Here is a 20,201-nt window from a genome sequence, read left to right as displayed (position 1 = left end):
TGCGCTGATTATCTTACTTATCGTTTAGAGGTTTTTACAAGCGAATAGAAGAAAAAGTCTTATAAGGTACTGCGTGCTATCATGAGGATCATAATCACTGGGATTCAATTTATGAAGGGGAGATTAATTGTATTGAAGATCAAAAGAGGTTTAATTATGGTTTACAAGAAATTTATTTCATTGCTGTTGATTTTTATGTTGATAGGCGGGCAGGCTCAAACGAGCATGGCTGGTTTTCAGGAGAACAGCACAGAAGTATCACATGCGGAGGAAGAACCTGCGGCAGATTCTGCAGGAGCCGGGGGAGCGAATGATAATGAAGAAGTATCTGACGTACATACGGAGGAAGAGGAAAGCATAAAAGAGGAAACTCCGGACATTGAGGAAGAAGAAAGCACAGAAGCGGAAACTTCGGAGAGCGGAAAGACTGAAAGTGCGGAAAAAGAAGACACCGAGAATGAGACCCCACAGACAGATGACATCCATGAAGAGGAACAGGAAAGCATAGGGAATGAATCCGGACAGGAGAATGGAGCCAATGAAGGAAATAATGCAGATCTTCCTGTTTTTCCTGATTTGCTTCTAGAACAAAAGCTGGAGAAAGCCGTTTATTATGAAGTTAGCTTTTTTGATTGGGAGGGCAACCGGATTGGGTCTGTCCAGTCTGTTGCTGCAGGCGAAAGTGCTGTTGCACCTCAGGCACCTGAACGGGAGGGATATATATTCACCGGCTGGAGCACAGACTATACCCATGTTCAGGAGGACTTAGAGGTCTATACTCAATACAAAGCAATGAAAACTTATACCATTAAAATTGTGTATGTTGGTAGTGCGAATCAGGAAGTTGCGGAACCTTATATTGCAACCGTTACGGAAGGGTATCAGCTGAAAATGGCAATTTATTCTCCTTCTATTGAGGGATACGTACCCGATCAGTTTGTTGTTCGTCTGGATATTGAAGCAGCTTCGGAAGATTTGTATTTGCAGGTGACGTATTCACCGGCAGATACTACCTATCAGGTACAGCATTTTGTACAGGATTTAGATCTTACTCATTATACTTTAAGAGAGCAGGAGACGCTATCTGGAATTAGTGAACAGACCGTGATGGCTGTGCCTAAGACCTATGAAGGATTTACCGTACAGACGGAATCGGTTTCTGCTTCCGTTGCCTCAGACGGCAGCACCATACTGCAGGTAAAATATACCAGAAACGTACATAATGTATATTTCGATACTGATCAAGGAAGCTATATTAGTCCATACAATGCTTTGTACGGTCAGAACCTGACGATTCCGGAACCGCCTACCCGTCCGGGATATTCATTTGGTGGATGGGAGCCTGAACTGCCCCAAATCATGGCGGATCATGACATTCATTTAAAAGCCCTTTGGAATACCGTGAATACGTCTTACACTGTGGTCTATTGGCTGGAAAACATTGCGGAGAGTGGGCATTATGATTATGTCGGCAGTCAGCAGATGGGCGGGCAATCAGGAGATGTGCCGGCCGTTCCGTCAGATGAATCGGGAATTCTCTTCCCCATACAATCCGATTATTATTTCCGTAACGAAGCAAAAACGGAACAGGCCGTAAGCGGATTGAAAATAAAGGGAAATGGTTCCACAATCGTAAATATTTATTATGACCGAAAAACCTACACCATTACGTTTGATGACGGAGGTGCCGGAATGGAGGTCGATGGATCGTTTTACCGCTATAATGATGGGAATCCTTATATCATTGAGGCAAAATACGGGGCTGCGATTGACCATCTCTGGCCGGTAACGCCTCCTCAGTCTCCACAGGATCCGGAAACAAACAAATTTCGGGGCTGGAGAAACCTTCAGGTATCCACTTCAATTATGTATCATTCTACCAAACAGTATTTTATGAAAAATGAATTGGTTCATGAAGGGGGAACCACATTACGGGCTGAGTTCATAGCAGGTACATATCCGGTTACAATTCACTACTTGTTTCAAGAAATTGGCGGCAGCGGCTATATAGAAAACAATGAGTATATGCAGACGGTCAACTGGGCAGGAAGCGGTATATGGTATCCAAAAGCATTTGCCGGTTTTACTGCAGATCCACAGCAGGAGAGCGGAATTCCTTTTTCGCAGGATACCGGTGACATCTTCTTTAAATATGACCGGAATCAATACAAGATCACGTTTTATAACGGGGAGAGCATTGTTTCTTCTGTTGACCAGATTTCCTATGGAAAAGGGATAGCACCATATTTTATAGAGCCTTCCACACGTCCTTCAGGAATGCCGCCGGTCTATGAATTTGTCGGTTGGTATACGACGGAGGAGTGCTATGAAGGCACTGGTTTTACATTTGAAAATGCATCAATGCCGGCTCACGATCTTATATTATTTGCAAAATGGGCAAAGCCCGTATATCAGATAACTTTTGAGCCTGCCAACGGGAAAAGTCCGTGGATGGAATCCGTGGAAATGTTTGATAGCCTGGAAGTTCCACCGGATCCCAATTATTCCGGATATATTTTTGCCGGCTGGTATGCGGATCAGGCATCTTTGCGATATACCTTCGGATTCCCGGTGACTGAATCGTTTACCCTTACCGCACGGTGGATCAAACCGGAGGATGTCAGCTATGTGGTGCAATATATGAAGAAAAATGCTTCCGGAGTTTATGAATTGTACAGCAAGGAATATTTCACAGAAGGACTGCTGGGTGAAACGGCCAGTGCTTCCGCCATGGTGATTGATGGTTATCTTCCGGACCATTTAAGCAAGAGTCTGGTACTCAAGGGACAGGGAGAAAACAATGTTATCTATTTTTACTATAATCCGTTTCAGACAGTTGATTACAGAATTGATTATGTGGACGAAGAGGGAGTAGTCCTGAGGGAAAGTAAACAGGTCACTACGAACAAGGCGATTGAAACTGAAAATTATCAGTACATAGCCAACTATGTGCCTGATGCCTATCAGATAACATTCCCCTTGTCTCGGGAGGCATCTGAAAATGTTGTTGTTTTCAGGTATACACCGGCCTTTTCCGTAAACTATCTGGTAGAGCACTATTTGCAGCAGTCTACCGGCGAATACATATTGAAGGACAGCGAGGTGCGTACCGCCCTGGCGGGAACGGTGGTCATACCTGAGCCCAGATCTTATTCCAGCTATACTTATCAGGCGGAATTGAGCAGTAATGAGGGACTGATTATGGCTGATGGAAGTACGGTTTTTAAACTATACTATAAGCTGAACTCCGATGGAAGCGGAGAAAGCGGTGGTAATGGCGGAAGCGGTGGTAATGGCGGAAGCGGTGGTAATGGCGGAAGCGGTGGCAGTGGCGGAAGCGGAAGCAGCGGCAACGGCAGTGGCGGTAGCAGCGGCAGTAGTGGAAGCGGTGGCAGCAGTGGGGGAGGCGGAAGCCAGAAGGAAGTTGTTATAATACCCGAAGCGGTTCCACTCGGCGAATGGGAAGGGCTGCAGACCCCTAAGGATACCAATGAAATGGATCGTTTGCCAAAAACCGGATATACAGGTGGCGGGCTGGGATCAGCATTTCTGTTTGCCGGAAATATTCTTCTCGTTTTCTATCTGCTGATTGGAAAAAAGCCGAAAAGCGAAGAGACGGAACAGGAACTATAAGTATGATGGAAAGCAATTGACAGTATCTTATAAACATTAAAATGGCATCAAAAAAGACCACCTTATAACGCTGGACTAAGATACAAAAAGCATAGAATACCTGGTTTCTCTAAGAGAATCCAGGTATTCTTTTACTCTTCCGTAATAGATACATAAAAATTTGTTGGCATCGGCAGTCATATAAATGTAATACGACTTACCTTATGTACGTTTCTTTGACGTGAAAGTATAGACGGGGGCAGTGATTGGCATCTCTGTGAGAAAAACGGGTCACATCACCTAGCTCTGCTATGAGTTGAGGACCAAGCGCTGAACCACCCCCCTGAAAGAGACAGCCCCAATGCTTCTTACCGTTTAAAACCAGCCACTTACCCATAAACCCTGTAAATACTGGTTCAAATGTGATATGATGAATTTGCATTCAGGAGGAAGCAGTATGAAGGTTAATATTAAAACAATCAGCCACGAAGCAGAAGAATCTGCGGATTTATACATCCATGAGCGGGGTGTAGCATTGGACCGACTTGTGGAATATCTGGAACAGGATTTATTTCACGCAGTAACGCTCTTGTGTCAAAAGGGAGAAAAGATCTGCCGGGTCCCAAGCCCTGAAATTTATTTGATTGAAACAGTAAATGATAAACAGGTGGTCCATACGGAACAGGAAACTTATGAGATGAATAAGAGGCTTTATGAGCTGGAACGGCTTCTTCCGTCTAATTTTATCCGGATATCCAAGTCTGTGATCATGAATATAGATAAGGTAAGGACCTATACTCCCATGCTCAATGGGCTTATGAAGGTTTCCATGTTAAATTCTCAGGAAACCTATATTTCCAGGAAATATTTAAAAGAGGTAAAAGACAGGATTTTGGAGGTGAGGCATTATGAATAGGAACGAGGGAAAAAGAGAGGTTTTTTGGGAAATTATGTTTTCCGGAGCCGATTTGGGGATGATTTTATTTGTAGGTGCTTTAATGGGACTTTGGCTTTTCTCCGGCAGACAGGGGCTGGAGATCGTCATGGACCGCCTAGGCCTGTTTTTTCTCATTTATCTTGCGGCAGGCTGCCTGCTTCAGTTCTTTAAACGGCTGCCTGAAATGGATTTAAGCTGGCTGCGGGGCATGGCTTTTATGTACTGGTATTATATTTTATCCTTCATCTTATTGCTTCTTGCCGGACTTCTTCCGGATTATTTAAGATGCATGATTTTATCGGATGCTGTGGTGCTTTTCGGAAGATGGGCGTTTAATTACCTTTACGCAAAGCGTACCGCCAACCAACTGAATAAGGCGAAGGGAGGACGTAACCTTGTCATTGACTTAAATGATAAGCCCGGTACAAAGGAAGAATTTTTCTCTGTCCTGGAAAATTACTGTATCAAAAACCACCTGAGCCTGGAATATATAAAACGGGATATTCCGGCTGTGGTTAAGCTTGACGGAGTCCTTCATGAAGTGGATTTAAGGTATTTCTATACTTATGGAGGAGCTACGTATACCATGGACATTACAAAGCTTTAATTGGCCATGGCCGGAATTCAGTCGAAAGATGAGTGTGTTCACAAACCTTGAAATCTGTGGTAAAATAGAGGAAATAGAATGAACATACAGGAGCGGAACATGATTGACAATCCAAACAAAAGCGAAAAAACAAAATACCGTCTGGCCGATTCCATAAAGGATTGCATGAAAATCAAGCCCGTGGATAAAATTACAGTCCAGAACATTGTGGACGGGTGTGGGATGACCAGACAAACCTTTTACCGCAATTTTAAAGATAAATACGATTTAATCAACTGGTATTTTGACAAGCTGGTAATGGAATCTTTTGCCCAGATCGGAGTGGATAAAACCGTGGGCCAAAGCATGAAGAAAAAGTACGAATTTATCAAAAAAGAAAAGATATTCTTTACGGAGGCGTTCCGTTCCGATGATTATAATTCTTTAAAGGAGCACGATTTTGAACTTTTCATGGGATTTTACACGGAGCTCATTACCCGGAAGAGACAGGAACCGCTTTCCGAGGAAATCCAGTTTCTTCTTGAGATGTATTGCAGAGGTTCTGTGTATATGACGGTGAAATGGGTGCTTTCTGGCATGAAGCAGACTCCGAGTGAGATGGCAGCAAGCCTGACGGAAGCTATGCCGCCCAGGCTTGCCGCGGTATTTTCAGAAGCCGGTCTGAGGTAGGGTATAGTCGATGTGCACATAATAAAAGTTACAGTTTATAGTTTTTGTAAAAATTGTTACAAAAACTTCAAACTGTAACTTTATTTTTTCTCCCTTAGTTGTTAATATTGTAACATAAGTAGCATGTCCATTATTAAGGAGAAGGAGAGGTTGTCATGGCAAACAGAATCGTATTAAATGAAACATCATACCACGGCTCCGGTGCGGTTCAGGAGATTCCAGGGGAGGTAAAAAAGAGAGGATTTCAGAAGGCATTTGTTGCCTCTGATCCTGATTTGATTAAATTTAACGTAACCTCAAAGATCACAAAGATTCTGGAAGAAAACGGAATGGATTATGAGGTTTATTCAGATATCAAGCCAAACCCTACGATAGAAAATGTTCAGACAGGGGTACAAGCATTTAAAAAGTCAGGGGCGGATTATATCGTAGCGGTTGGCGGCGGTTCTTCCATGGATACCGCAAAAGCCATCGGCATCATCATTGCAAATCCAGAATATGAAGATGTGAGAAGCCTGGAAGGAGTGGCTCCCACCAAAAAGCCAAGCATACCGATCATCGCCGTTCCTACCACGGCAGGTACGGCAGCGGAAGTTACCATCAACTACGTGATCACTGATGTGGAAAAGAAGCGTAAATTCGTCTGCGTGGATCCTCATGATATCCCTGTGGTTGCCATTGTTGACCCGGATATGATGTCCAGCATGCCAAAGGGTCTGACTGCCGCCACAGGCATGGACGCCTTGACCCATGCAATCGAAGGTTATATTACAAAGGGTGCCAATCCCATTACTGATATGTTCAATTTAAAGGCCGTTGAATTAATAGGAAAAAGCTTAAGAGGAGCAGTGGAAAATACCGCCGAAGGCCGGGAAGGCATGGCATTGGGCCAGTACATTACGGGAATGGGATTTTCAAACTGCGGTCTTGGTATCGTGCATTCCATGGCTCATGCACTTGGCGCTGTTTATGACACGCCTCATGGGGTGGCAAACGCCATTCTGCTTCCTGCCATCATGGAGTTTAACGCCGAAACAACCGGTGAGAAGTACCGTGACATAGCCAAGGCAATGGGCGTGGAAGGAACTGAGGCCATGACGGAAGAAGCATACCGCAAAGCGGCGGTGGATGTGGTTAAAAAGCTGTCTGCAGATGTAGGGATACCGGCTGATTTAACACAGATAGCAAAAGAAGAGGATGTGCAGTTTCTGTCAGAATCCGCGGCAGCAGATGCTTGCGCTCCTGGAAACCCCAGAGAAGCCAGCTTAGAAGATATCATTAAACTCTATCAATCGCTTATGTAAGCAAAAGAATCCTCCTGGCCCTCGGTCCGGAGGATTTTTATATACCCCGATATCTATGGAAAAAGAACTTGAAATAAGATCCAAATCGGTTATTCTGAAAGTAATATAAATGGATAAGGAGAAGACTTATGAATGATCGAATGGAAAAGGCTGAGTCAGTTCTGGAACTCATTCCCGGACTTCATAATCTTCCATAGGTATCCAGATCCATCCATACGCCGTCATCATCCACCGGTACGTGGATGATGGATTCCTCCTGCTGTTTCCATAACTGCCGCAGACCGCCTTCTCCTTCAAATTGCATTATGATATCGCGGAATCTGTAATCGATCAGGGGAGGGTGCTTCCTGTATCCTCCCAAAGTGGGAAAGAGGACAGAGGGGTGGTTGTCTGGCCGGGCTTTTAAAAGTTTAAGGAATGTGTTTTTTTTAACGACCGGCATGTCACCTGGAAGCAGGAAAAATGCTTTGCAATGGGGCATGGAGCGAAGACCATATTTTATGGAAGTCAGCATTAAAGTGGCCGGTGTGAACATGGGAACATTTACCGGTGTAAAAACCATACGGTCACATTTTCCCAGTAAATATTTCAGGCCTATTTTTACGGAGTCAATAAGCTCCGGCTGTTCACAATTCTCATTGCGGATAAAGATCACGCCATAGCTGGATAACTGGTATTTTACTTCATCCTCCTCTGCTCCGGTTACGACTACAATGGGAAAAATGCCTGCCTGTTGAAAGGATATTACAATACGTTTTATTATGGGGATTGTCCCGATCTGCAGCAATGGTTCCGCATCTTTTTTGCTGGCGGCTTCAATTACCCCGCCAATCCGGCGGATTTTCATATAGGGTCCTCCTCCTTAAATAAATATCTGTTTCAATCATAGCATGCAGCCGGATGCCGGGCAAGTTCTTATAACAAGGATCTTGACAGAATTGTTAAGGAATATAAATCTTTTTGGGGGATAGGAAACTCTGATAACAAGGTATTTAATGTCATTTAAGGATTTTAAGGGGAAAAACTGGATGCAAAATCAGAAAGATGATGTTATGATTAAATAGGTAAGGAGATAATACTTAAATGACAGATACGAAGAATGATTTTTCAAAAGGAAACGTGGTGGAAAACATATTAAAGCTGGCCGTCCCTATGACATTGGCTCAGCTGATCAATGTGCTTTACAACATCGTTGACAGAATTTACATAGGAAGGCTTCCGGAAAATGCGACCATGGCATTAACAGGACTTGGCCTGTGCCTTCCCATTATTTCCATCGTCATAGCCTTTGCTAATTTATTCGGCATGGGCGGTGCGCCTTTGTGCTCCATTGAGAGGGGGCGGGGGAATGATATTGAAGCGGAAAAGATCATGGGTAATTCCTTTGTCCTCATGGTGGCTTTTGGTCTGGGGCTTACCGTTTTGGGTCTGATTTTAAAAAAGCCCATGCTGTATTTGTTTGGTGCCAGCGATCTTACTTATCCGTATGCGGATCAATACATCAGCATTTACCTGCTTGGCAATGTTTTCGTTATGATCGGCCTTGGGATGAACAGTTTTATCAACTCTCAGGGATTTGGAACGATGGGGATGGTGACGGTTCTGTTGGGAGCGGTTGCCAATATTATTTTAGACCCCATATTTATTTTTGTTCTGGATATGGGGGTAAGAGGCGCGGGCCTTGCCACCATATTATCTCAGTTTCTTTCTGCTCTCTGGATTGTTAAATTCCTGACAGGAAAGAAAGCGATTTTAAAGCTTAAGACCTCCTGCTTTCGTTTGAGAAAACACAGGGTGAAAAATATCATTGCCCTTGGAATGTCAGGCTTTACCATGTCTATTACCAACAGCATGGTGCAGATCATGTATAATGCTTCCTTACAGCGCTATGGCGGCGATTTGTATGTGGGAGTTATGACTGTCATCAATTCGGTCCGGGAGGTAATATCCATGCCTGTAAGTGGAATTACCAATGGTGCGCAGCCAGTCATGGGCTTTAATTACGGGGCAGAAAAATATGACCGGGTAAAACGGGCTATTATTTTTACATCGGTAGTTTCCATTGCATATACCACAGTCATGTGGGGGCTGGTCCATGGCTTTACTGAGTTTTTTATCCGGATTTTCAATCAGGAAGAAGCACTGCTAAAAGCAGGTGTTCCGGCGATGCGGATCTATTACTTCGGCTTCTTTTTCATGTCCCTGCAGTTTGCCGGCCAGTCTGTGTTTGTGGCTCTGGGAAAAGCAAAAAAAGCGGTATTTTTCTCCATCTTCCGCAAGGTGGTGATCGTGATTCCTCTGATCCTCATCCTTCCGGGTTTGCTTGGAAACGGGGCGGCAGGAGTCTTTATGGCGGAGCCGGTTTCCAATCTCATCGGAGGCGGAGCCTGTTTTATAACCATGCTGGCGACCATATGGCCGGAGCTTAGTGAAAAAAGAAAACAGTAAAAGGAGAAAAGTATGAAAACCATAACCAGGGATTATATTACAAATGTTCTTGCAAAGGAGAATCCGCCCTGTGACAAGGTCAGGGCAGGAGAGATCGTGGCCTTTGAGACCTATGACTGCTTCACAAACCAGTTTCTTCCGGAAGAGGCGACCTTTGAAAATGTAATAAGGAAGCCGGGAAATCCGGCAACAGGGCCTCTCTACATTGAGGGAGCGATGCCGGGAGATATGCTTAAAATCGATATTCTGGATATTGAGATGGGTCCAGTGGGAATTGTCATGCTTGGGCCTGGAAGCGGAAGCGAAAAGGAGGAATTCCCTGAGAAGGTACTAAAGCGGGTGCCTGTAAAGGGAGGATATGCTTATTTCAATGAAAAGGTCAAAATCCCGGTGAAACCCATGATCGGCGTCATCGGGGTGGCTCCGGCAGGCGAGGGCGTTTCTACCATCACCCCCATGGATCACGGCGGAAATATGGATTGTACCCAGATTAAAAAGGGTGCAGCCCTGTATCTTCCTGTATTTGTGGAGGGGGCTCTCTTGTCCATGGGAGATTTTCATGCTGTTATGGGAGACGGTGAAGTGGAGGACTGCGGTCTGGAGATAGAAGGACGGGCTATTGTCCGTGTGAGCGTAGTGAGGAATAAAAACTGCGTTACCTATCCAATGATCGAAACAGAAGATAAGCTTATCACTCTTGCGTCCAGAGACCAGGTAGAGGAAGCCTGGCGGGCGGCTGCCAGGCAGATGTATGATTTCATGAAGGAGAAGGTGGGGATGGATTATGAAGAGGCCGGCATGCTGCTTACCATGACCGGGGACCTTGCCATCTGCCAGACAGTAAACCCCATGAAGACGGTGAGAATGGAACTTCCTCGCCATATAACCCAAAGTTATGGTTTTGATTCCATTTCGGTAGAGTAAAAAAGGCTGAAATTTCTTGACAGTTACCCCTTTTTGGAAGATAATGATAGACAAATTATAAAAACTGACAGATATGCCGGTAAGGGAAAGGAAGAGTAACACATGCAGACAATTAGAATCGAAAAAACAACTTGCCCGAAAGAAAAACCAGGCAAAGATAATCCGTTGACATTTGGAACCATATTTACGGATCACATGTTTGAGGTGGACTATGAAGAGGGAAAGGGCTGGTGTGACCCCAGAATCGTGCCTTATCATAAACTGGAGCTGGACCCTTCTTCCATGGTATTCCATTACGGACAGGAGATGTTTGAGGGTTTAAAGGCATACAAAACAGAGGACGGCCGGGTCTTGCTGTTCCGTCCGGATAAGAATATTGAACGTGCAAACAGAAGCAACCGCAGGCTTTGTATCCCGGAGATTCCGGAAGATTTGTTTTTAGAGGGATTAAAAACTGTTGTGAGCGTGGATCAGGACTGGATCCCCACAAAACCGGGAACATCCCTTTATATCAGGCCCTTTGTGATTGCCACCGATCCCTTCCTGGGGGTCAGGCCTTCCAATACCTACAAGTTCATGATCATTTTATCTCCTGTTGGGGCCTATTATGCCAGCGGTCTTGATCCGGTCAAAATATGGATCGAGGATGAATATGTGAGAGCGGTAAAGGGCGGCATTGGTGAGGCAAAGACCGGTGGAAATTATGTTGCTTCCCTGGCTTCCCAGGTTAAGGCCCATGACGAAGGCTATTCCCAGGTGTTATGGCTTGACGGCGTTTACCGGAAATACATCGAAGAAGTAGGAGCCATGAACATCTTCTTTAAGATCAACGGCGTGGTCATTACACCGGAGTTAAACGGAAGCATCCTTCCAGGTGTTACCAGGGATTCTGTTATTGCTCTTTGCAAAGAATGGGGAGTGGCTGTGGAAGAACGTAAGATTTCGGTTGATGAAGTGGTTGCTGCAGCAAGATCCGGAGCAATGGAAGAATGCTTTGGCACAGGTACGGCAGCTGTTATATCCCCGGTTGGTGAGCTTCGGTTTGAGGAAGAGAGAATGTCTGTGGGAGGCGGTAGGATCGGAGAATTGACCCAGAAGCTTTATGATGCCATTACTGGTATTCAGCTGGGAAAGGTAGAAGGACTGGAAGGCTGGACTGTGGAAGTAAAATAAAATCTTTTTAAGTATTTAACCGGCGGGGCTGTAAAAAGCGCCGCCGGAAGCTTTGAAGAACGACAGAAAAAAAGGGAGCCGGATATGACAGCGGTACTGATAAAGGCAGTTGCATTTGTATCAATTATTATTTTGGGATACCTGCTCAAACGGGCAGGTTTTTTTCAGGCAAAGGATTTTTACCTGGTTTCCAGTATTGTGATCAAGATCACTCTTCCGGCAGCCATTGTTTCTAATTTCAGCAGGATCACCATGGATTATTCCATTCTTTTTATATGCGCAATTGGATTTTTGTGCAATTGTGTGACGGTTGCCGCCGGGTATATGTTGGATGCCCGAAGATCAAAGGAAGCAAGGGCCTTTGCAATGATCAACATGTCCGGATATAATGTGGGAAACTTTACCATGCCTTTTGTACAGAGCTTTTTAAGTCCGGTTGGATTTGCGGCGACAAGCCTGTTTGATGCCGGGAATGCAGTCATGTGTACTGGAATGACGTATACTCTGGCCAGCATAGTGATAGGAGAAGAAGAAAAGCCTTCCGTAAAAAAGGCGGTGCTTAAGCTGTTTTCCTCGGCTCCTTTTGATGCGTATGTCATTATGACTCTTTTAAGCATATTAAATATAAAGCTGCCTACTGTTTTGATCACCATTGCGGATACGGCAGGAGGGGCCAATGCGTTTCTTGCTCTTTTAATGCTTGGTATTGGTTTTGAGATCCGTATGGAAAAGGAAAAGATGAGCCACATTTTTAGAATATTAGGGGTAAGGTATATCATTGCGGTTTTAATGGCAGTTGGATTTTATTGCCTGACTCCTTTTGATCTGGATGTGCGCCGGGCGCTGGCGATCGTGTCTCTTGGCCCTGTATCGTCGGTGGCGCCTGCTTTTACCGGCGCTTTAAACGGAGATGTCGAGACGGCAAGCGCAATCAATTCTCTGTCAATTATAATCAGCATAGCTGCGATTACGGCAGCCCTGATCATTCTTTTGTAATATTTTTTTTAATGACGCTTGACAAACGGCTTAACCGTGTTATAATCTAAAGTTATAAAGCAATATAGAAAAAGCATTGACAAGACAAGTATCATATCAGGAAAGGTCAGAGAGAGGCGTGTTTGGTGAGAGCGTCTTACGGGAATGATATGAGAAGACCAGCTTGGAGCGTCCCATAATGGGGAACGGTGATTCCGTTATCATCATAAGAAGTGGTTTGAACATTTAATTTGTTCACTCAAGTAGGGTGGAACCGCGATTTCTTTGAATAGAATCGTCCCTTTCTGTATGGAAACATGCAGAAAGGGGCTTTTTTTATTTTAATCAATGAGGCAAAGGGAAATCCCCCCTTTGACAAACAAAACATTTAACAATAATAGGTAAAGGAGATTGATGGCAAATGAAGATTACGTTAAAAGATGGCTCAGTCAAGGAATATGAACAAGCAATGTCAGTGATTGACATCGCTTCTGATATAAGCGAAGGCCTTGCTAGAAATGCCTGCGCAGGCGAGGTGGATGGAAAGGTTGTGGATTTAAGGACCGTCATTGAAGGGGACAGCAGTTTAAGCATTCTCACGGTCAATGATCCGGCAGGACTTTCTGCTTACCGTCACACGGCAAGCCATATCATGGCACAGGCCGTAAAAAGGCTGTATCCCCAGGCAAAGCTTGCGATCGGGCCTTCCATTGAAAATGGTTTTTACTATGATTTTGATATCCCTTCCTTTTCAAGAGAAGATCTGGATAAAATCGAAGATGAGATGAAAAAAATCATAAAGGAAGGGGTTAAAATTGAACGTTTCACCCTTCCAAGAGAAGAAGCAATTCAATTTATGGAGGAAAAGGGCGAACCTTATAAGGTAGAGCTGATCCAGGACCTTCCCCAGGGAGCAGAAATTTCCTTCTACCGCCAGGGAGAGTTTACAGACCTTTGTGCAGGACCTCACCTTATGAGCACAAAATCCATCAAGGCATTTAAGCTCACTTCTTCCTCAGGAGCATACTGGAGAGGCAGCGAGAAAAACGCCATGCTAACCCGTGTATACGGAACTGCTTTTGCCAAAAAGGATGAGCTGAATGAATACCTGGAATATTTAGCAAACATCAAGAACCGGGATCATAACAAGCTGGGCCGTGACATGGAGATTTTCGCAACGGTTGATGTAATCGGCCAGGGACTTCCTCTTTTGATGCCAAAGGGTGCAAAGATTGTTCAGACCCTGCAGAGATGGATTGAGGATGAGGAAGAGAAGCGGGGCTATATGAGAACAAAAACCCCTCTTATGGCAAAGAAAGACTTATATATCATTTCCGACCATTGGGATCATTACAAGGAAGGAATGTTTGTTCTGGGAAATGAGGAAACGGATGATGAAGTATTTGCCCTCCGCCCAATGACTTGCCCGTTCCAGTATTATGTTTATAAACAGAGCCAGAAATCCTACCGTGACCTGCCATGCAGATACGGCGAAACCTCTACTCTGTTCCGCAATGAGGATTCCGGCGAGATGCACGGATTAACCCGTGTCCGCCAGTTTACCATTTCCGAAGGCCACTTAATCGTGCGTCCTGATCAGATTGAAGAGGAATTTAAGGGCTGTGTGGATCTGGCAAAATACTGTCTCACAACACTTGGCCTGGAAGGCGACGTAACTTATCAAATGTCCAAATGGGATCCAAATAAAGCGGATCATTATCTGGGAACACCGGAGATGTGGGATGAAGTGGAAGGCATGATGCGCAAGATCCTTGACCACATCGGAATCGAATATACGGAAGCTGCCGGAGAAGCGGCGTTTTACGGGCCTAAGCTGGATATTCAGGCAAAGAACGTATATGGCAAAGAAGATACCATGATCACCATTCAGCTTGATATGTTCTTAGCAGACCGCTTTGATATGAGTTTCGTGGATAAGGATGGAACAAAGAAACGTCCTTATATCATTCACAGAACTTCCATGGGCTGCTATGAAAGAACCTTAGCATGGCTGATTGAAAAATACGAAGGAGCATTCCCGACATGGTTATGTCCGGAGCAGGTACGTGTCCTTCCGATCTCTGAAAAATACCATGATTATGCCGGAAAAGTTGCGGCTCAGTTAAAGGAAAACGGTGTTCTTGCAACGGTTGATGAGCGTGCAGAAAAAATCGGATACAAGATCCGTGAGGCACGTCTGTCAAAGCTTCCATATATGCTGGTAGTTGGGCAGAAAGAGGAAGAAGAGGGAGTAGTGTCTGTCCGCAGCCGCTTTAACGGTGATGAAGGACAGCGTCCGCTTTCCGAATTCATTGATGATATCTGCCGTGAGATCCGCACAAAGGAAATCAAAAAGGTAAATGTAACAGAAGAAGCAAAATAAAATCTAAACGCTCAAAGCATGGGTATGAAGCGGGAGGAAATATTCGTGAGAATATTTTCCTTCCGCTGCGTGCATACTAGTCCTGAAACATTATCTTAGGTAAGAATGCCAGGAGGAAATAAGCCATGACAAAATTAGATTGTAATGTAACAAGCTGTCTCCACAATTCAGATAATTATTGCTGCAAGGCCGCCATCATCGTAGAAGGATCCCAGGCAAAGGACAGCTATGAAACCTGCTGCGGAAGCTTTGATGAGAATAAGGACGGTTCCTTCCATAACTTATTCAAGACCCCGGAAAGCCGTCTGGAAGTGGACTGCGAAGCCACCAACTGCGTTTACAATGAAGGCCGTCACTGTTCGGCAGAGCATATTGGAATCGCAGGAGACGGTGCGAGCGCATCAGAGCATACGGAATGTTCAACCTTTAAAACCAGATAATAATTTAAAAAATAAGATGCGCCAGGAGAAGTTCCTGACGCATTTTGTTTCAGAAGACAAATGGATTACAAAATCATGACAAAGGTTCCGGCCGTTATCAAAAGAATGCCTATGAGCTTTTTTATGGTAAACTGTTCATGGAGAATAAGAAATGCCAGGATCACAGTGAGGACAATGCTTAGTTTATCTACGGGGACCACCTTGGAAGCTTCTCCTATTTGAAGGGCTTTGTAATAACAAATCCAGGAGAGGCCGGTGGCAATGCCGGACAGGATGAGAAAAATCCAGCTTTTTTTGCTGATATCAGAGAAACCGGTCTGGGCTCCCGTGAGAAAAACGATCAGCCATGCCATGAGTACCACAACAACCGTCCGAATGGCCGTAGCCAGATTAGAATTGACTCCCTCGATTCCCATTTTAGCCAAAATGGAAGTGAATGCGGCAAAAACGGAGGAAAGAAGAGCGAAAACAAACCACATAAAAGGCGCCTCCTGATTCATTTATTTTATTACATACTATCATTGTAGCTCGGCGGATGGAAAGTTGCAAGAAAAACCTTAAAAGGAAAGAAACGCAGTGTTCTGAAAAAATATGTTGACAGATAGATAAATATATAGTATCATTATCTAAGTTGTGAAAACAGCAAACAGGAAAGTAGGTATCCGCCTCACCACGGCACGAGTAAGTGTCCCTGGTTCATAGCCTTTGGTACATAGGTGTACTGTATAGAGACTTTGGTGGTGGATAGCGTTTGTCTATCTACTTTTTTTTATGCCTATGGGCAAGCAATGTGGATTCCAGCCAACACACACTATATGATGGAGGTGCACGACAATTAGCGATTTAATGATTAATGAACAGATCAGAGATAAGGAAGTTCTGTTGATTGGTGAAAACGGAGAGAAATTGGGGATCATATCTACCAGAGATGCTTTGCAGATGGCAAAGGAAGCAGAACTGGATTTGGTTAAAATTGCTCCGACTGCAAAACCACCGGTTTGTAAGATTATCGATTATGGTAAATATCGTTATGAACTGGCAAGAAAAGAAAAAGAAGCTAAAAAGAAACAGAAGGTAATCGAAGTAAAAGAAGTTCGTTTATCTCCTAATATTGACACCAACGATTTAAACACGAAGATGAGCGCCGCAAGGAAGTTCCTCGAAAAGGGAGATAAAGTTAAGGTAACCTTACGTTTCAGAGGTCGTGAGATGGCGCATATGTCAAAGTCAAGGTATATTCTGGATGATTTCGCTGAGAAGTTAGCAGATATCGCAGTTATTGACAAGCCACCTAAGGTGGAAGGAAGAAGCATGGTTATATTTTTGAATGCAAAACGCCAGTAGAACGTTATCAAGGAGGAAATTACAATGCCTAAATTAAAAACAAGCAAATCAGCAGCAAAACGCTTTAAAGTTACAGGAACAGGAAAGCTTGTAAGAAATAAAGCTTACAAATCTCACATCTTAACTAAGAAATCAACTAAGAGAAAAAGAAATCTTAGAAAAGATATCGTTACCGATGCTACCAACGCAAAAGTAATGAAGAAGATTTTACCATATTTATAGGATCTTAAGTTAAGAAGGAGGAAAAACCGATGGCAAGAATTAAAGGCGGTATGAACGCTAAGAAAAAACATAACAGAGTGTTAAAGATGGCTAAAGGCTATAGAGGCGCTCGTTCCAAACAGTATAGAGTAGCAAAGCAGTCCGTTATGAGAGCATTAACTAGCTCCTATGCAGGCAGAAAAGAGAGAAAGAGACAGTTCAGACAGTTATGGATTGCCCGTATCAATGCTGCAGCACGTATTAACGGTGTATCTTACAGCGTGTTTATGCATGGCTTAAAGTTAGCTGGAGTTGATTTAAACAGAAAAGTTCTGGCTGACATGGCAGTAAATGATGCAGAAGGCTTCACTAAATTAGCAGAACTGGCTAAGTCCAAAGTGGCTTAATCGCATATTCAAACCTCGGAGACCTCGTGTTTACGGGGTTTTTTTAATGCCCGTAAGTACCGAAAGTGAGTAAACTTTGATTCGTGATGTACGAGTAATATAAATTATATGCATACAATATACAAGCACGTTTAGAACTTGGCAGGGATTTTATTAATTTCTGCAAGGAGATCTTCTGTTGTTTTGTTGGTGGTAATTGTCATTGACGCTGGTAACAGAAGAGAAATATACATAGATTATTAGCCCTTAAGGGCTGGTTCAGGGATATATTGTCAATTTAATCAACTCTTTTTTCGAATCTCACTTGCATTTCTCCCCAATCTTCTAAAGCTTCTAGAACAGGAATAATTTTTTTTCCTTGGTCAGTTAATCCGTATTCCACGTGTGGAGGGATTTCGGAGTGTTGTTTTCTCCAAATCATTCCATGGCTTTCTAAATCCTGCAAAGAACGGGTGAGCATAATATTTGTAATACCACAAAGCTGTCTCTTTAGCTCGTTATATCGAAGATTCCCTTGAGACAAATACCATAAGATGGGGAGTCTCCATTTCCCGCAAATAAAATTAAAAGCATTAACCATATCGCATGAGCCATCGTACCATTCACTTGTATTCATTTTAACCACCTCAAAATTATTTTTCTAGGGCACAAAAATGTGCGTACTTGTAAAAATGTATCTTAAAAATATAATGATATTAAAGAGCTTATAAAATATAGTAACACTAAATCTTAAAAATTAAAAGGAGAGTGAAGTATGATATTTTATTTTTCAGGTACAGGGAACAGCTTATGGGTGGCGAAAAAGCTGGCTGAACTTCAAGACGAACGAATATTATCCATTGCAGAGCTTATGAAAGAAAAACGTGAATCGTTCTCATTCACTTTAAAGCAGGGAGAAAAGCTTGGATTTGTATTTCCAATCTATGCCTGGGCACCTCCCAAAATAGTTTTGGAGTTTATAAAAAATTTTGTAATCACCAATAGTAATGAGTACTATACTTTTGCAGTCTGTACTTGCGGTGATCATGCTGGGCAAGCCATGAACGTTCTGTCATCAGATCTACAAAAACAAAAAATCAAACTAAACAGTGGATTTTCTGTTTTCATGCCCAATAATTATATTGTTGATTATGATTTAGATTCAAAAGAGTTAGAAAATAAAAAGCTGGAGCAGGCTAAACAAAGGATCGACGATATAAGCAATCTTTTATCAAAAAAAACAGAGGATATATTTGATTGCTATGGTGGTAGTTTTCCTTGGTTTAGAACACAGATTATCAATCCATATTTTAATAAATTTTGCTTAGGAACGAAGAAATTTCATGTTAAAAATAATTGCATTTCCTGTGGCTTGTGTGAACGGATATGCCCGACTAAAAACATTCAACTAAAAAATGACTCTCCCACATGGGGTAAAGAATGCATGAAATGTATGGCGTGTATACATCGCTGTCCTGTCCAAGCCATTCAATATGGAGATAAAACAGAAAAAAGAGGGCGGTATTTTAATCCTAATATTTAAGTCTATTATGAGTGTCATATATAGACAAGGGCACAAAGGCGGGAATTGAAACAGAGCCGCCAACACAACAGCAGGGATACTGAAAAATCGGTATTCCTGTTTTTTATTTGCGAGAAAACATCACAGCACATATATCCCCGCTTCACCTATCTCGCCAATCAAGGGGCAGGCAGAATTTTCCCGCAAGGGAAAATCTCCGCCTTAAACCCTTGACTGGCGGGACTTTTTGCCATGCCATTGCGCCGCCGACAACGGGGAACAGGATTTAACAATCCTGCCCCGTTGCCGTCACTCTATTCTACGGCAAAACCGGCTACGCTGGCGTGGCGGTGATCGCAAGTTTTTTTCGGGGTTCCACCCCGCGCCCTGGCCTCGTCCAAAGAACAGGAAAAATAAAAATGCGTCTGTTTTTTGCCATATTAAAATTTTCCAACGTAATAGTAGCGGTAAAGCATTACCAACATCATTTCAGAGGCGAAAACGGCGAAATATGGAAATTTAAGGTATATTTTCCACCGTTTAACCACAGTACGGCGTTATGGCGTGGTAATGGAATTACATTATGTGGCTATTTCAAACGCCTTACAGAGTAGGAAAATCGCAAAAACAGAACCTTTTCAAGGCTTGGTAAGTTGCACCTATTTTACGAGATATGGCGGCAATAGGAGGTTGCCGCCATGTCGCGTTTTTATCATAAGTTCATTCCCCTAATAACCCTTGTGTCAAAAATGCGCTTGTATGAAGTTTTTACTTGCATTAAGTAAGAATTATATTTAATGAATAACATTCCCTCATTTCCCATTTCTAATAGATAATATAGGCGCTGTCATAGAGGCTCAAAATGAGGGAATGAGTCCTGTTAGGTATACAGCTAATGAACAAGTCTGAAAGTATTGCACTGGAGAAAAAAATGAATATAGTTATTCAAAATACCTAACAAATCAATGGAATCAAGTCTGGGATACCTGGTACTATTTTGGTGAAGATGTAGATTCAAAGCAAAATACCTGGTCAGAAATTGATGGCAAATGGTATTATTTTGATGAATGGAGCAGAATGCTCCACGACACAACAACTCTAGATGGATAAACTGTAGGCTTTGATGGGGTTTTGTTGAAGTGAATTGTCGGATAACTATAAAAAGATATGATGAAATTACTTGTCATATCTTTTCTTTTTTTTTATTTAATGTATAATAAAATTATGTTTTGAGTGACAGTTGGATATCGTTAGTAAAAATAATAGGAGAAGAGTT

18 protein-coding genes, 1 pseudogene and 1 other annotated feature are annotated in these 20,201 nt (G+C 43.1%); of the genes and pseudogenes, 15 read left to right on the top strand and 4 right to left on the bottom strand.

Going from position 1 to position 20,201, the window contains the following annotated elements; translation table 11 throughout:
- Window positions 1–156: 156 nt before the first annotated feature.
- Complete coding sequence (locus AC27IJ_RS03340; RefSeq protein WP_487147444.1) at window positions 157–3,633, top strand: InlB B-repeat-containing protein; 3,477 nt, start codon at window positions 157–159, stop codon at window positions 3,631–3,633.
- 75 nt (window positions 3,634–3,708) lie between these two features.
- On the opposite strand, the pseudogene AC27IJ_RS03335 reads toward AC27IJ_RS03340, so the two are convergent.
- Window positions 3,709–3,958: pseudogene (locus AC27IJ_RS03335) on the bottom strand (hypothetical protein); the annotation flags it as partial.
- 111 nt (window positions 3,959–4,069) lie between these two features.
- On the opposite strand from AC27IJ_RS03335, the gene AC27IJ_RS03330 reads away from it, so the two are divergent.
- From AC27IJ_RS03330 to fucO, 4 genes are all read left to right on the top strand, one after another.
- Window positions 4,070–4,528: a LytTR family DNA-binding domain-containing protein gene (locus AC27IJ_RS03330; protein ID WP_312503322.1), complete on the top strand. Its 459-nt coding sequence runs from the start codon at window positions 4,070–4,072 to the stop codon at window positions 4,526–4,528.
- Complete coding sequence (locus tag AC27IJ_RS03325) at window positions 4,521–5,156, top strand: DUF4318 domain-containing protein (protein WP_313260532.1); 636 nt, start codon at window positions 4,521–4,523, stop codon at window positions 5,154–5,156. Before AC27IJ_RS03330 ends, AC27IJ_RS03325 begins: the two co-directional genes overlap by 8 nt.
- Window positions 5,157–5,234: 78 nt before the next feature.
- On the top strand, window positions 5,235–5,825 hold the full coding sequence (locus tag AC27IJ_RS03320; RefSeq protein ID WP_312446643.1) for a TetR/AcrR family transcriptional regulator C-terminal domain-containing protein: 591 nt from the start codon (window positions 5,235–5,237) through the stop codon (window positions 5,823–5,825).
- 155 nt (window positions 5,826–5,980) lie between these two features.
- Entirely contained in the window at window positions 5,981–7,129 is a 1,149-nt protein-coding gene (fucO, locus tag AC27IJ_RS03315; protein WP_312446642.1) for a lactaldehyde reductase, read from the top strand.
- Window positions 7,130–7,310: 181 nt separating this feature from the next.
- Here fucO and AC27IJ_RS03310 read toward each other — a convergent pair whose 3' ends face one another.
- Entirely contained in the window at window positions 7,311–7,976 is a 666-nt protein-coding gene (locus tag AC27IJ_RS03310; protein ID WP_487147441.1) for a nucleotidyltransferase family protein, read from the bottom strand.
- Between the two features lie 236 nt (window positions 7,977–8,212).
- Between AC27IJ_RS03310 and AC27IJ_RS03305 the strand changes: the two genes are divergently transcribed.
- The 6 genes from AC27IJ_RS03305 (at window position 8,213) to AC27IJ_RS03280 (ending at window position 15,472) form a co-directional block, all read left to right on the top strand.
- On the top strand, window positions 8,213–9,577 hold the full coding sequence (locus AC27IJ_RS03305; RefSeq protein ID WP_487147439.1) for an MATE family efflux transporter: 1,365 nt from the start codon (window positions 8,213–8,215) through the stop codon (window positions 9,575–9,577).
- A 12-nt stretch (window positions 9,578–9,589) separates the two neighbouring features.
- Window positions 9,590–10,501, top strand: coding sequence for an acetamidase/formamidase family protein (locus AC27IJ_RS03300; protein WP_487147437.1), 912 nt, complete (start codon window positions 9,590–9,592; stop codon window positions 10,499–10,501).
- Window positions 10,502–10,603: 102 nt separating this feature from the next.
- Entirely contained in the window at window positions 10,604–11,674 is a 1,071-nt protein-coding gene (locus AC27IJ_RS03295) for a branched-chain amino acid aminotransferase (RefSeq protein ID WP_312446634.1), read from the top strand.
- An 84-nt stretch (window positions 11,675–11,758) separates the two neighbouring features.
- Window positions 11,759–12,670, top strand: coding sequence for an AEC family transporter (locus AC27IJ_RS03290; protein WP_313258243.1), 912 nt, complete (start codon window positions 11,759–11,761; stop codon window positions 12,668–12,670).
- A 67-nt stretch (window positions 12,671–12,737) separates the two neighbouring features.
- Window positions 12,738–12,955, top strand: a binding site (T-box leader).
- Window positions 12,956–13,070: 115 nt separating this feature from the next.
- On the top strand, window positions 13,071–15,032 hold the full coding sequence (gene thrS, locus AC27IJ_RS03285; protein ID WP_313155447.1) for a threonine--tRNA ligase: 1,962 nt from the start codon (window positions 13,071–13,073) through the stop codon (window positions 15,030–15,032).
- A 125-nt stretch (window positions 15,033–15,157) separates the two neighbouring features.
- Window positions 15,158–15,472 carry a DUF1540 domain-containing protein gene (locus AC27IJ_RS03280; protein ID WP_312446630.1) on the top strand — a complete coding sequence of 105 codons (315 nt, stop codon included), beginning with the start codon at window positions 15,158–15,160 and terminating at the stop codon, window positions 15,470–15,472.
- A gap of 65 nt (window positions 15,473–15,537) precedes the next feature.
- Here the strand turns inward: AC27IJ_RS03280 and AC27IJ_RS03275 are convergent, their stop codons facing one another.
- Complete coding sequence (locus AC27IJ_RS03275) at window positions 15,538–15,951, bottom strand: EamA family transporter (protein ID WP_312446628.1); 414 nt, start codon at window positions 15,949–15,951, stop codon at window positions 15,538–15,540.
- Between the two features lie 367 nt (window positions 15,952–16,318).
- On the opposite strand from AC27IJ_RS03275, the gene infC reads away from it, so the two are divergent.
- From infC to rplT, 3 genes are read left to right on the top strand one after another with little or no spacing between them, the layout of a single operon-like run.
- On the top strand, window positions 16,319–16,816 hold the full coding sequence (infC, locus tag AC27IJ_RS03270; RefSeq protein ID WP_310580503.1) for a translation initiation factor IF-3: 498 nt from the start codon (window positions 16,319–16,321) through the stop codon (window positions 16,814–16,816).
- Between the two features lie 24 nt (window positions 16,817–16,840).
- Entirely contained in the window at window positions 16,841–17,038 is a 198-nt protein-coding gene (rpmI, locus tag AC27IJ_RS03265) for a 50S ribosomal protein L35 (RefSeq protein ID WP_013272956.1), read from the top strand.
- 29 nt (window positions 17,039–17,067) lie between these two features.
- The gene (gene rplT, locus AC27IJ_RS03260; RefSeq protein WP_013272955.1) at window positions 17,068–17,424 is read left to right on the top strand and encodes a 50S ribosomal protein L20; all 357 of its coding nucleotides are present in this window, start codon (window positions 17,068–17,070) and stop codon (window positions 17,422–17,424) included.
- A 277-nt stretch (window positions 17,425–17,701) separates the two neighbouring features.
- Here rplT and AC27IJ_RS03255 read toward each other — a convergent pair whose 3' ends face one another.
- Window positions 17,702–18,040, bottom strand: a complete 339-nt coding sequence (locus AC27IJ_RS03255; RefSeq protein WP_312446621.1) for a winged helix-turn-helix transcriptional regulator — start codon at window positions 18,038–18,040, stop codon at window positions 17,702–17,704.
- Between the two features lie 138 nt (window positions 18,041–18,178).
- Between AC27IJ_RS03255 and AC27IJ_RS03250 the strand changes: the two genes are divergently transcribed.
- Window positions 18,179–18,946: an EFR1 family ferrodoxin gene (locus AC27IJ_RS03250; RefSeq protein WP_487147431.1), complete on the top strand. Its 768-nt coding sequence runs from the start codon at window positions 18,179–18,181 to the stop codon at window positions 18,944–18,946.
- The last annotated feature ends 1,255 nt before the right edge of the window (window positions 18,947–20,201 follow it).

It is taken from the genome of Lacrimispora sp. YZC11 (assembly GCF_057543815.1).
The sequence above is the reverse complement of the archived record's forward strand: the minus strand, read 5'-3'. Positions and strand labels throughout refer to the sequence as shown.